Annotated in this window: 8 protein-coding genes; 4 read left to right on the top strand and 4 right to left on the bottom strand. The window is 42.5% G+C overall.

Features of this window, described 5'->3' with window-relative positions; all coding sequences use genetic code 11:
* Positions 1-123: 123 nt before the first annotated feature.
* From GTK07_RS10660 to GTK07_RS10645, 4 genes are read left to right on the top strand one after another with little or no spacing between them, the layout of a single operon-like run.
* On the top strand, positions 124-2466 hold the full coding sequence (locus tag GTK07_RS10660) for a PSD1 and planctomycete cytochrome C domain-containing protein (RefSeq protein ID WP_163635224.1): 2343 nt from the start codon (positions 124-126) through the stop codon (positions 2464-2466).
* Between the two features lie 3 nt (positions 2467-2469).
* The gene (locus GTK07_RS10655) at positions 2470-3924 is read left to right on the top strand and encodes a DUF1501 domain-containing protein (RefSeq protein ID WP_163635223.1); all 1455 of its coding nucleotides are present in this window, start codon (positions 2470-2472) and stop codon (positions 3922-3924) included.
* A 4-nt stretch (positions 3925-3928) separates the two neighbouring features.
* Positions 3929-5341 carry a c-type cytochrome domain-containing protein gene (locus GTK07_RS10650; protein WP_163635222.1) on the top strand — a complete coding sequence of 471 codons (1413 nt, stop codon included), beginning with the start codon at positions 3929-3931 and terminating at the stop codon, positions 5339-5341.
* 50 nt (positions 5342-5391) lie between these two features.
* The gene (locus tag GTK07_RS10645; protein ID WP_163635221.1) at positions 5392-6684 is read left to right on the top strand and encodes a glucosidase family protein; all 1293 of its coding nucleotides are present in this window, start codon (positions 5392-5394) and stop codon (positions 6682-6684) included.
* A 28-nt stretch (positions 6685-6712) separates the two neighbouring features.
* Here GTK07_RS10645 and GTK07_RS10640 read toward each other — a convergent pair whose 3' ends face one another.
* The 4 genes from GTK07_RS10640 to GTK07_RS10625 all read right to left on the bottom strand — a co-directional run bounded on the left by GTK07_RS10640 (position 6713) and on the right by GTK07_RS10625 (position 14396).
* Positions 6713-9064: a GH92 family glycosyl hydrolase gene (locus GTK07_RS10640; protein ID WP_163635220.1), complete on the bottom strand. Its 2352-nt coding sequence runs from the start codon at positions 9062-9064 to the stop codon at positions 6713-6715.
* Positions 9061-10215, bottom strand: a complete 1155-nt coding sequence (locus GTK07_RS10635) for an MFS transporter (RefSeq protein ID WP_163635219.1) — start codon at positions 10213-10215, stop codon at positions 9061-9063. Before GTK07_RS10635 ends, GTK07_RS10640 begins: the two co-directional genes overlap by 4 nt.
* Positions 10215-11126 carry an ROK family protein gene (locus GTK07_RS10630; RefSeq protein WP_163635218.1) on the bottom strand — a complete coding sequence of 304 codons (912 nt, stop codon included), beginning with the start codon at positions 11124-11126 and terminating at the stop codon, positions 10215-10217. The genes GTK07_RS10635 and GTK07_RS10630 overlap by 1 nt, the downstream gene beginning before the upstream one ends.
* A 90-nt stretch (positions 11127-11216) precedes the next feature.
* Positions 11217-14396 (bottom strand): GH92 family glycosyl hydrolase, encoded by a 3180-nt coding sequence (locus GTK07_RS10625; protein WP_203583773.1) that lies wholly within the window; start codon positions 14394-14396, stop codon positions 11217-11219.
* Positions 14397-14400 lie beyond the last annotated feature (4 nt).

Below are 14400 nucleotides of genomic sequence, written 5' to 3'. Positions count from 1 at the left end.
TTTAAAACTACTCAATAAATATTAAAAATGTACATATGTACATACATAATATTAATTTTTACTATATTTAATTCAGTTCGAGTTGGTAAAACAACCTAATTTAAAATAAAGGAAAGTTCAAAGATGAAACAGGGAATAAGTGTTTTTATCATTCTCTTATGCTTGGCCGGAACCCTATATGCACTAAAAGAAGGCCTCTTTACTGCTGAAAAGGATGAGTATGCCGAATTGAAATTACCTGAAACAGTGGATTATAATTTCCACATAAAACCCATACTTTCGGATAACTGTTACACCTGTCACGGGCCTGATGCCAATAAAAGAAAGGCCGGTCTTCGTCTAGATATTGAAAGTATGGCATTTGCAGAGTTACCAGAGAATCCTGGTAAGTTTGCGTTTGTATCCGAAAACGCGCAACATAGTCAAGCGTACCAATCAATCGTTTCGGATGATCCTACCAAGATCATGCCGCCACCAGGTTCAAAATTGACCCTGAACTCCTATGAAAAGAGATTGATCAAAAAATGGATTGAACAAGGTGCAAAATTTGAGAAACATTGGGCTTTTATCCCTCCCAAGAAAATGGAGATGGCTTTGGACCAGACCATGGAATGGGGTCACAATGAAATAGATTATTTTATTCTTAAAAAATTGACCGAGCATGACTTGAAGCCCTCGGCAAAAGCTTCTTATGAAACATTGATACGTAGGATCAGTTTGGATCTTACGGGTTTACCCCCTGAGCCAACCGTGGTAAAGCAAATTTTACAGGATACTGAAGAGGATGGAATTGAAAAGGCCATTGATGCGTTTTTGGCCTCAAAAGCCTATGGGGAACGTATGGCCCAGACATGGTTGGATGTTGCCCGGTATGCTGATTCGCATGGATATCAAGACGACAGTTACAGGACCATGTGGCCTTGGCGAGATTGGGTAATTCATGCGTTTAACAACAATATGCCCTATAATGATTTCTTAACGTGGCAATTGGCAGGAGATTTATTGCCCAATGCCAGTAAGGAACAGATCCTGGCCACAGGGTTTAATCGCAACCATCCCATTACTCAGGAAGGAGGGGTTATTCAAGAGGAATATCGTACCAATTATGTTCTGGACCGAACCAATACGTTGGGTAAGGGAATTTTGGGACTTACGTTGGAATGTGCTCGATGTCATGACCATAAGTATGATGCCATTACACAAAAAGATTATTTTGAAGTTTTTGCCTTTTTCAATCAAGTGGATGAAAAAGGGCTTCAAATGGATGCCGTTCAAGCAAAAAACAACAATTTTTTTGCGGATCCACCTTTCATTACCATTACCCAGGAAGAAACGGAAGGAATATTGTCTTTTGTGAACATGAAGGAAACTCCTCAGCTAAATGTAATGGTGATGAATGATGCCGCTCCAAAAACGACATTTATCTTAAATAGGGGGGAATACGACCAACCCACCGATTCAGTGCATCCGAGTATGCCAGAATCGATATTCAAATTTTCTGAAAACCTGCCCAAAAATAGGTTGGGACTTTCCCAATGGTTGACAGATTCGGAAAATCCTTTGACTGCACGGGTTTTTGTAAATCGCATATGGGGAATGCTGTTCGGAAAAGGTCTTGTAGAAACAGCGGAGGACTTTGGTGTGCAAGGAAGCTTGCCGACCCATCCGGAATTGTTGGATTGGTTAGCAGTGGATTTTATGGAGCACGGATGGGACATAAAATACCTGTTAAAAAAAATAATCATGTCGGATACATATCAGCAAAAATCCGAGATAGATCCCGAGATAAAGCGATTGGACCCCGAGAATAAATGGCTGGCCCGCGCACCACGCTTTAGAATGAGTGGGGAAATGATCAGGGATTATATTCTTGCCACGAGCGGATTGTTAAATCGCGAGATCGGAGGTCCAAGTGTCAGACCTTATCAACCTGAAGGACTTTGGGAAGAAACCAATGCTGGAGGGGATAGGGGAGTACTTACCAAGTATATTCCCGATCAAGGCCCAGATCTGTATAGAAGGTCTTTGTATACTTTTTGGAAACGAACACTCCCTCCACCTTCAATGACCATTTTTGATGCACCAAATCGCGATTTTTCCGAAGTACGAAGACAAAAGACCAATACCCCCTTACAGGCATTGGTATTACAAAATGATGTTCAGGTGTTGGAAGCGGCCCGTGTTTTGGCACAGCGAATGATTCTGGAAACTCCCAATGATTCAAGTTATGTGGATGATTTGTTCCAAACCATTTTGATAAGGACCCCAAAAGAAGAAGAACGTGCTACATTGATGGATTACTATCACAATGCGCTTGCGCTTTATCAAGATAATCAGGAGGAGGCCCAAAAGTTGGTTGCCGTAGGCGATTATGAACAATTGGATACGGATAAGGCCAAAACGGCTGCCTTGATGCTCACCGCACAAATCATATACAACCTTGACGAAACCATTACCAAAGAATAGCTTATGGAAAAAAATGAAGATAAAAACCCGTTAAAGCATAATAGAAGGCATTTCTTTTCACAGTTAAGTGTCGGGATTGGTTCCATGGCATTGGGTTCTTTGTTAATACCGGATTTGTTCAGCAGCAGCCAAAAAAATGTATTGGAAATGCCCTTGGGCATCCCTCATTTTGCGCCAAAGGCAAAACGGGTCATTTATTTATTTCAGGCCGGGGCACCATCGCAATTGGAATCCTTCGATTATAAACCTACTTTACGTAAGAGGATGGGAGAGGATTTACCGGAATCCATTCGTAATGGACAACGATTGACGGGTATGACCGCAGATCAGGCCAAATTTCCGCTGATGCCACCGGCTGTCAACTTTAATCAGTATGGGCAAAGCGGTACATGGATAAGCGATTACTTTCCCCATATTGCGAAGATTGCAGATGAGATTACGGTAATACGAAGTATGCATACCGAAGCCATAAACCATGATCCTGCGATTACCTTTTTCCAGACCGGTAGCCAGATTTCAGGTAGACCAAGCATGGGTTCTTGGATGAGTTACGGATTGGGAAGCGAGAATAAGAACCTTCCATCCTTTGTGGTATTGACATCAAGAGGCAAGGGCAACAGTCAGGGACTTTACTCCAAATTATGGTCAAGTGGTTTTTTAGATTCCAAACATCAAGGGGTATTGTTGCGCTCCGGTAAGGATCCTGTTCTCTATCTTAATGACCCCGATGGTATATCAAGGTCGGACAAGCGGCATCTATTGAACGAGGTTTCCCAACTTAATAAATTGCATCATGTAGAAACGGGTGACGATGAAATAGAATCGCGAATTGCCCAATATGAAATGGCCTATCGAATGCAGATGTCGGTACCCGATGTCATGGATATTTCCAAAGAACCGGAATCCATCATAAAACTTTATGGCGAAGACTGTCAAGTTCCGGGAACCTATGCCGCAAACGCATTGCAAGCACGTAGGTTGGCAGAAAATGGCGTGCGGTTCATACAGTTGTACCATCAAGGTTGGGACCAGCATGGAAACTTGCCTAATGAAATGGCAGGTCAGGCCAAGGATGTTGACCAAGCCTCCGCAGCCCTCGTCTTGGATTTAAAACAACGTGGAATGTTGGAAGATACCTTGGTCATATGGGGTGGTGAATTTGGCCGTGGAAATTACTGTCAGGGTAAGTTTGATCCAACCAACTATGGTAGGGACCATCATCCAAGGGCTTTTAGTATCTGGATGGCCGGAGGAGGCATAAAACCTGGATTAAATTACGGACAGACAGATGAATTTGGTTACAATGTCGTCGAAAATCCGGTGCATATCAATGATTTCCATGCCACTTTAATGTATGCACTGGGCTTAGATCATGAACAACTTACCTATAAATATCAAGGCAGGCGTTTTCGTCTAACGGATGTTGCTGGTACCGTTGTAAAAGACCTTTTAATTTAGTAAAATGAAAGATGACACTTTATATCGATTGCTTAATTATACCATGTTGGCCCTTTCGGTATTTCTTGTTTTTTGTCTTGTTTTTCAATCATATATAACGTTGCCAAGTTTGGTTTCTTGGTTGGGTCATTGGCATCCCGTATTGCTCCATTTTCCCATAGTACTATTGATTTTGGCCATTTTTTTGGGATTGACGGGGAAGAAGGTTCCTCGGCTACTTTTGGCAATCGCAGCACTATCTGCTTTATTAACGGCTGTATCCGGTTTTTTTTTGGGTCATGAAACTACGGCTAAAGGGAGTTTGCTTGTATGGCACCAATGGCTTGGAGCTGGGGTTGCCTTAACCGCGATGGGGTGGTATTCACTATCGGAATTGGATGTAAAGCCAAAGACGTTGCTTAAGGTACCTTTGGCATTATTGCTTGTTGTCATTGTTATAACGGCACATTATGGGGGAATGTTGACCCATGGTGAAGATTTTCTGGCACTTCCTAAAAGTGTGAGGGAAAAGCAGATACCCGAAAATCCACTTGTTTATACCGACATTATCGAACCTATGTTAAAGGACAAATGTGTGGGTTGCCATAACCCGAACAAGCAGAAGGGCCAGTTATTGATGACATCTATTGATATGATTTTAAAAGGGGGAAAGAATGGTAAAACATTGGTGCCCGGAAAGCCCGAAGAAAGTGAAATGATAAAACGTTTGCATATTCCTTTGGAAGACGAAAATCATATGCCACCTGAAGGTAAAACACAATTGACCGACGATGAAAAGGAAATTTTGGAACGATGGATTGCCCTTGGTGCATCTGATAAAGAGCGATTGTCAGACCTGATAGAACCGGAACCATTGATCGGTCTCATAAAATCAATGATGATGGGGGATCCCATGAGCAAGTGGGCGGCATTTCCAAAAGTGGAGGACAGCGTAATTCAAGATTTGGCTACCAATTACCTTTCATTGAACAGGATTGCGGCAAATTCCAACGCCATTTCTGTGGATATGTTCAAGCCACCTACCTATGATTCCAGTGTTCTTGTCAACTTGCAAAAAGTGGCCAATAACATTGTTGAATTGGACCTTAGTGGAATTCCCATAGGAGAAGTTGAAATGAACCTGATTGAAACCTGCATAAACTTGGAAGTTCTGGAAATTGATAATACCCCTGTTACGGATAAAGAAATCAAAAAGCTCGTAAACCTTAAAAGGTTAAGACTGTTGAAGGTTTACGGAACGGCTATTGGCGATGAAAGTATAGCAACTTTTGAAAGTTTACCTGAACTAAAAAGCTTATACCTGTGGGAAACCAATGTTTCCAGGGCAGCACTGGCGGACTTGTATAAAAATAGACCCGATTTACAAATTGATTTTGGATTAGGGATGGATGATGAAGCTCCGGTTGAGGTGCCTTGATTGCCTCTAAAAATAGTGCTCGGCAGGGCCTAAATGGATAAAATAAAAAGATGGATAGAATTTTAGTGGCGATGGCCATACTATGCTTCACGGTTGGTCAGGCACAAAGGCAAGATGCAGATTTGGCCCTGATGATCAAAACCAATAAAAACTTTGATGAGGTACAACGAAGAGCCCTAGATATTGTAAAGACCGGTTTTAATGCAGGGGATGGGTACGGAGAAGTTTGGATTAGGGACTACAACACGTTTATTGAACTTTCCGCGGAGGTATTTGACCCCGTTGTACTTGAGGAGAACCTTTTGGTCTTTTTTCGGCTCCAAGGCGAAGATGGAAACATAATAGATGGATTTATCCCCAAAGAAAAGGCAGTGAAGCAGGAGGGAGGATATACCTACATTTATTCTGATCTGGAACCCGATTATTGTGGACACAAAAATACAGTGGAAACAGATCATGAAAGCTCTTTGGTACAAGCCGTGTACAAGTATGTGAAGAAAACGGGGAACCTCCATTTTCTAAATAAAATGGTAGGTGAGTATACCGTGGCACAACGCATGGAAATGGCCATGCAATTTCTGTTAGATCATCGTTGGAGCGATAAATTTGGACTTATCTATGGGGCCACTACTGCAGATTGGGGTGATGTGCAACACACGCACCCATGGGGCGTCTACATTACGGATGATACCAGCTACTGTGTAGACATCTATGACAATGCCATGATGCTTATCGCTCTTGATAATATGATGGAAGTGATTCCCGAGACCTCCGTAAAATGGGAAAAAATCAGAAAAAAAATTGCAAAGAATACCATGAAGGGATTGTGGGATAAGAAGAATCAAAAATTTATTCCTCATGTATATCTTGATGCCTCTCCCTACCCCAAGGATTTTAATGAAAACGAAATTTATTATCACGGCGGCACTGCGGTGGCCATTGAGGCCGGACTTTTGACCAAAGATCAAATAAGAGTATCGTTGGACAAAATGATCACCAACGTAAAAGCTTCTGGGGCAGGATCCATTGGATTGACTTTATATCCACCTTATCCCGAATGGGCATTTGAAAACAAGGGCATGTACCCCTATGGTTATCAAAACGGAGGGGACTGGACATGGTTTGGCGGGCGTATGATTCAAGAATTGATAAAGAATGGATTCATAAAGGAAGCGTATGAACAGTTGTTGCCCATGACCGACAGGGTTGTAAAGAACAATGGGTTCTATGAATGGTATACCGTGGACAACAAACCGGAAGGTTCAGGAACTTTTCGAGGTTCTGCCGGGGTACTTTACAAGGCAATCGCGCTATTGGATGAATACGCGGATTCCGTTAATTGAAAAAGTTAAATTACTACCTGACTTATATCTAATTTATAAAAAGTTCTTTATTGGGTTCCGGGGACAGTTCAAGGTCCATGATAAGGTCAGTTTTTAGCTTCTTAAGTTTTATGGAGTTTTTATTGAATACCTTGTTATCTATCTTCAAAGAAGATATATAATAATTCTTGGGGAGATTGTTATGGGTATTGATGGTCACCTTACTTCCCCATCCGGTGGTTATTTCAATTTTTTCAAAGATAGGGGAGGTGAGCTTAAAGGAAGGGTCTATGTCCACAAGCGCTCCAACATCGAAAAGTCCTATTGCCGCCATAGTATACCATGCACCCAGTTGCCCTTGGTCTTCGTCTTGTCCATAGCCATAGCCATGAATGGGTTCTGTTCCATAAAAACCATCACAAATCTTGCGTGTCCATTTCTGAGTAAGCCAAGGCTGGTTGGTAAAATTGAACAGGTAAGCGATATGAAGATTGGGTTGATTTCCTTGATTGTACAGGTAATTAAGACCGGCAAAGGCATCGATGTCTTCTCCGCCAAACTTGGTTTGTTCAGATACTGTAAAAATGGAATCAAGACGTTTGACGAATTTTTCCTCTCCCATTTTCGCTACCAGTTCCTTAGGCTGGTGCGGAACATAAAAGGTATACTGCCATGCGTTTCCTTCCTGATAGCCTATCCATGGAGCAAAAGGGTCAAAATCATTGAGGAATTTTCCATTTTTATCCCTAGGCCTTATAAAATCTGTTTGCTCGTCATATAGGTTCTTCCAGTTTTCGGAAAGTTCAATCAATTCTTCGTACTCCTTTTGTTTGCCCAATGCTTTTGCAAACTGTGCAACGGCATAGGAGCTAAAACAATATTCCAAGGTGTGGGAAACGGAAAATCCAGAGCCTTCATCGGTAGTTTCCATACCTCCGGTATATGGTACGTAACCGTTTTCAACGAACGTTCTCAGGTCGGTCTTACCTGCACCCTCAATCCTATCCTTGAACCTTACCTCATTTTCATAGGCGGCCTTAAAAGCAAGCTCCACATCATAATCTCGGATGCCTGCCTGATAGGCTGAGGCGATGATCAAACTAACAAAATTGGTCCCCACGCCGGAAACAAACCGTGAATTTGCCAAACCATCTCCCAACCATCCTGAGTTTTTGTAGACGGCCAGATGCGTTTGCACCAAATCATTATAATACTCGGGCCAGACAAGTGTCCATAATTGCGTAAGGTTCCAGAAAGCCCCCCATACGGCATCCGTATTGTAGAAGTTGAATTCAGGATATCCATTCTCATCAAGCGGAATTTGCCCTACACTGCCATCATTTTGTGGAAATTGCCCATTAACGTCACTTGCAAGCCCCCTTCCCAACAAAGCATGGAAAAGTCCGGTGTAGAATTTGGTCTTATTGACTTTGGAAGTATCCGTAACTTTGATTTTAGACAGTTCATTTTGCCATGTATCCGTTGCAATGGCAAGGGCCTGGTCAAAGTTCATGTTCTCGGCTTCGGCTTTGAGATTGGCCCAGGCATTTTCTATGGAAGTGTAGGAAAATCCGGCCTTGATTTCAACAGATTCATTTTCCTCCGTTTCATAGCGCAAATAAATTCCAGCACCTTCACCCTGTTGTTTCAGCACATCTTTAAACTGTTTTTCATGGATGAACGTCCCTGCTTCCACTGGTTTTTTATCAAGCTTTCCAACGACGTACATCTTAATTTCTGCACCTTGTTGATATTTTTGAACGTATTTGGGATAGGTGGTCACCCAGCCGGTAAAGGAGTTGCTTTCTGCATCATATTCCACAGCCGCATCCTTGACGTCCCCACTTTCCCCAAGTTCATTTCCGATGTCTAGGATTATGTAGGAACTATTGCTTTTAGGATAGGTGTATTTGTGAAATCCCACACGTTGTGTTGCGGTAAGTTCTGCTGTAATTCCGTAGTCCTTTAGTTTGACCTTGTAATATCCAGGACGGGCAGTTTCATCCTTTCGGTCAAAACTGGAGCGATACCCTGTTTCGGGTTTTTCAAGCTCCCCAGGGATTGTTTTTAGATCACCGGTCATCGCTGCAAAAAGAAATCCACCTATTTGAAATTCATGCAGGTTGGCAAACCCCTCAATGGTATTATGTCTAGAGTCATAACCTGTAGCATCCCAACCGTGTAAATTACCAAAACTTCCGTTTGTGGATGGTCCCAGTTTTGCCATGCCAAAAGGCATGGAAGCTGGAGTGTAGAAGAACCAACGACTATGCGCCGTACCTATATTGGGGTCTACCCAGTTTAAAGGCGAATCTTCATCCACGGTACCAGAAGGTGTGTCTTTAGGAGAGTTGCACCCTAAAAATAAAATGGCCAATACGGTCAAATAGCGATAAATCATTGCTTACTTTTTTTAAAGATGAAATAGGTCATAAAAACATAGGCGGCACAAAGGACCAGTACCCCAAAACTTAGTTGCACCCCAAAATTTGTATTGATCAGTCCCATGAGCGGTGGAATAATGGCGCCTCCAACAACCGCCATGATCATTAAACCGGAAATCTCATTGGCGCGTTCTGGCATTTTGTTGACGGTTAGCGAAAAAACAATGGGGAAGAAATTCCCTGAAGCAATTCCCACAAGAAAAATCATCACATTTGCCATCATCGGCGAGGTTGAAAAAATCAATCCGAATAATAGTAAAACTGTGGCGAGGGCGGACCATAACAAAAATTTGGGATTATCTATCTTGGATAACAAAACGGCCCCAAAAAAACGGGTGATCATCAATGCGGTAAAATAGACGCTTATCCCAAGTGAAGCTCTTTCCAAGGTTATCCCAAATTGCTGCATGAGTAAATTTTGAATATTTGTATTTATACCCACATCCAGTCCAACAATCAAGAATATGGCAAGCACCATTAATGCTACAAATGAGTTTTTTAAAAGGCTCAAAGCCGAACCAAAGGTGGCCTTGATCTCTGAAGAAGATTCTTCAATGGGTGTGGCCATAAGCCAAAAACCGGCCAGCGTAGAAGAGATCCCGTACGCGATGAAAACTAATTTCCAATCCCCATATTGGGAAACCATGAACGTAACTATCAAGGGTCCCAGCAACGAACTAATTGCCTTAATGAACTGTGAAAGGCTCATGAAGCTGGAAAACTTTTCTTTGGCCACAACATCTTGCAACAAAGGATTGGATGATACCTGAATAATAGTATTTCCTATCCCAAGTAAAACAAAGCAGGCCAGTAAAATGACATAAGAATAATGCAGGAAAGGCAAGAACATTCCCAATGCTGTAACCAAAATGCCAACGAGCAAAATCTTACGCTTGCCCAGATTATGCTGTAAAACACCTATGGGTATGGATAGAAAGAAGAACCACACAAAAACCATGGAAGGAAGTAATTGGGCCATTTCTGGCGATAGGTCAAAATCCCTTTTTGCAAAACCCGTGGATACTCCTACTATATCTACAAATCCCATTACTATATAGCATAGCAGAACGGGAATGATAACCTTAATACTTGTCTTTTTGTCAGCCATTACATCAATTTTAAATCTTCCTTTATTTCGGAATAATAATCTTCGTCCAGCAGCAAAGCACTTCCAATGATGGCGGCTTCTTCACCAAATTCAGAAACATATATTTGAGGAATCCTGCCCAACTGTTCCTGTAAAGATGGTCCGAACAAGTCAAAAGCTTTTGAGATATTTCCCCCCAGAACAAGTGCTTCCGCATCAAAATCATTTAAATAGGGCCTGATGAAATCTCCCAATCTCGTTCCAAAATCCTCAAAGACCTTTCTTGTGTGTCCATTGGTTTTAGCTTCTTCACTTAGGTCCTTTACGTTAGTGGCGCTCTTGCCTGTCCTGTTAGCATAGGCATTAATAATACCACGTGTTGAGAAAAGCTCATCAGCAAGTGTATTGTGGTAATATTGATTGTAGAGATACCCGCTTTCCGGTACGCTCTTATCTTTCATAATAGGTCTTCCGTTGATTAAAAAACTAGCTCCCAACCCTGTGCCCAAAGTGATAGCTACAATTTTGTTGTAGACCGAAGCTGGTCCTATCAAAGCTTCAGCAATGGAAAATGCTGAGGCATCGTTGATAAACCGAATATAGGTAGGCTTGATTTTTAGTCTTTCGGACAATTCCAACCTAATGTTGACATTATACAACGACTGAAGCTTGTCAACATTGGCAATCTTGCATATGCCATTGTAGTAATCAAAAGGACCGGGCATGGCCATGCCAATACCGTTGATGTCCTCTGCGGAATTTCGGATAGTTTCCGATATACAGGCAACCCAATTATCAATGATTTTGGTCTTACTGTCTTGCGGATCAACCTTTTTGTTGGACAAGGTTTCCTTTTCCAATTTCCGGGTCTTATGGTTATAAACACAGGAAGTAATGTGACTTCCCCCAACATCAACACCTATACTATACATTCGCTTTTATTTATAATGGAGCAGGTCCGTTTTTGGCTACCCAACCTTGGTTCTTTATTTTGAATTCAGTTTTATTCTTTTGGGATGGGTTTAGTTGGGTTTTCCCCAGCTTTTATTGGCCTCGGCCCCCATAGTGAGAATTAGTTCGCCACCTTTCAGCAACTCCGAAGCAGGAAAGAAAAACGTTTTTAGTTCCTTGCCATTCAATTGGGCGGATTGCACATATTTATTAACCTTTGAAACATTTTTGGCTTCTATGGTGAACTGTTTTCCCCGACCGTATCTTTCCTCGAGGTCAATTACGGTTTTCTCAAAAAGTGGGCTGGCAATTTCATAAATGGGCTCGCTACGGGCACCACCGTCTGTTTGAAAAAGTCCCAATGCGGCCATAACAAACCATGCGCTCATCTGTCCTTGGTCTTCATCGCCCAAATAGGCATTGGCTACACCATAACCATAGTATTTATCCATTATGGAGCGTGACCATTTTTGTGTAAGCCATGGATGGTTGGCCCAGTTGAACAGAAAGGCAAAATGCATGCTCTGCTGATTGCCCTGTACCACAGGGTAGTCCCAATACTGATCATTGGGGGCATTGTAGCGCAAGGGCTCACTTGCCTCAAACCCCCAGTTCAGGCGTTCCACAAATTTATCCTCACCCATAATTTGAATAAGGGAGGGTACATCTTGAGGAACAAAATAGCTTAGTTGCCACGAATTCCCTTCTACATATTCTTCATTTCTCCCTGATTGGAAGGGATCAAAAGGATCCATAAATTCTCCTTTACTATCCCGTAACTGTGCAAAACCATCTTTGCCAAAAGCATTTTTCCACCAGGTGCCACGTTCGTTAAATTTTTTAAATGTATCCATTTCTCCTAGGGATTTTGCAAATTCCCCTACGGTCCAATCATCAAAGGAATACTCGAGTGAATTGCTGAACCTACCAATATCATGGGGCACATAATGATACTTCATATAGGCCATTAGGTCCCTATTGCCCGCAAAGCCACCTGCAACTGGACCTGCTGGCGTTGTTTGCATTTTTACCATGGCCTCCAGGGCTTTCTTGGTATCAAAGTCATCAATGCCCATTTGATATGCGGAAACAATTAGTGGAATCTCATGTTCGGCCACCATCACTGGAATGTACTCCATGCCCGCTGGACCTTTTGCGAGCCAGCCATTGACATCGTACATGGCCAATTGGGAGTTGACCCATTGTGAGGACCATTCCGGGGTGACAAGGTTCCAAAATTGATTAAGGTTCCAGAAGGTGTTCCAAAAAGCATCGCACCCCAATGCTACCTGATCGGGATCATTAAATTTTTGAACGGTTTCATCGGCGGCCATCCATTCTCCATTTACATCGCTCCAAATATTCCTGCATAAAGAGCGGTAGAAATTGGAATAAAAACGCTCCTTTTCCAAACGGTTGTCACTGGTAATCTTTATCCTGTTGAAATATTCGTTCCATGTAGATTTATTGTGGTTTACAACGGCATCGAAATCCCAACCAAAAGGAATGGTAATTTCCGTTGAAAGATTTTCCGAAGCATTCGCAATGCTTACCAAGGAAATGGCTGAACGAGCCTTTACGGTTTGGTTTGTTTCCGTATTGAACTCCACATACATTCCGGCATCTTTTAGGTCCTTCGCCTTAATGGATGAGACCTCTATGACTTCATCGTTTTTCCAAACCCCAATCTTGGCAATCGGCTGGTCAAATTCTATGACAAAATTCACTGTGTATTCCTGGTCCGCATCATTGCTCCACACTGTGGGTCTGGGTGATATTTGATGGCTCATACCTTCAATACGGTAATCGCTGACCTTGTTGATTTCTATATCCAACAGTTTATAATCGTACTCCGCCTCAATGTGCAAATCAATCATGACCCTTCCATTTTTGCCTTTTGGGAATTCATATTTATGGAAGCCACCATGTGTGGTTGCAGTGACATCCACCCAAATATCCGTATCGGTCAAATGTACCTTATAATGTCCCAGTGGGGCTTCTTCACTGCTCTTATCCATACGCGATCGGTACCCTGAATCAGGTTGAAACTCGTCACCTACTTGGATCTGCAAGGGCCCGTTGGTTGGCATCATTCCAAGGCCGGCCATGGTCCATTCATGGATATGGCTGAAGGTTCCAATGCTCTCAAATGAAGGCTGGTAACCTGCTTGCCAACCTTTGTTCTGATTATCTGGACTGAGTTTTACCATGCTAAAGGGCATCCATGGCCCTGGTGCGATCATCCAGCGCGAATGTGCTGTTCCTATAAGCGTATTTACGTAATCGGCTGGTGTTTGAAGTGGGGCCGCACCGCGTTGTACCTCTCCCGAACGTACCGTTTTTTCATTTATTCTAACCTCATAAGTACTGAATTTAGTGGTGGTAGTAGCTGGCATGGGTGCCTCAAAATCGTAGCGACCCTCTTCAATGGTTTCTTCCAAGATGGTGTCACCATCAAGCATTACCACAAGCGTTGGGGCTCCCGAGATGTGTTCTACATCAACCAACAATGGCTGATATTGCGCGCCATTATGCTCAATTTCATAAGGTGCCACTTTTACAGACCGTACAAATGCATCCTTCACAGTTTGAAATTTAGTGTTTGAAGACCCTTCCAACTTTATTTGGTCAAAAACAATCCAGGATCCTTCGATTACCGTTATGTTTACCAAATTTCCACCTGGTTTTAGGGTTCCTTTTTCAATTGGGACTCGTAGGAGACGCTCGGCGCCCTTGTTGGGATTTTTGGTAAGAGAGGAATCCGAAACTCCTTGGATATGAAATTTTTCACTCTGCTCGTTAACACTAACTTTGACCAAAGATCTGTTGGTATTGCTGTCCGCAAGGTCAACAATCAGGACATGATCTAGTGTATTTGACACCTTTTCCAGATCAAAAAGAATGTTTACCTCATGCGTGCGCCATCCTGAAGTTCCCCATGTACCGCCCCAAGTATCATCCGGACCAGGAAGCACATATGGAAAATCTATGGAATTCGTTGAAGTGCCGATCAAAAAATAGCGGTCCTCAAACCCAAAATCCTTGCTTAGGAATTTTTGATAATCGAAAGGACCTAGGGCAAGGTCTCCTCCTGAACTGTTGTTCTCGCCAATCTTCCAGATGATGGATGTTTTTTCATTTTCAGTTGGTCGATTGACAATTTCTGAAACGTTTTGACCCTTGCAGGAACAAAATAGCATTGATAATACTGCAACAGCTTTCAATACGCACGGGGATTTGATGAAGTTCATACGG

This window comes from Flagellimonas sediminis (assembly GCF_010500845.1).
Classification (GTDB): domain Bacteria; phylum Bacteroidota; class Bacteroidia; order Flavobacteriales; family Flavobacteriaceae; genus Flagellimonas; species Flagellimonas sediminis.
This window is presented reverse-complemented; position numbering and strand designations above follow the sequence as displayed.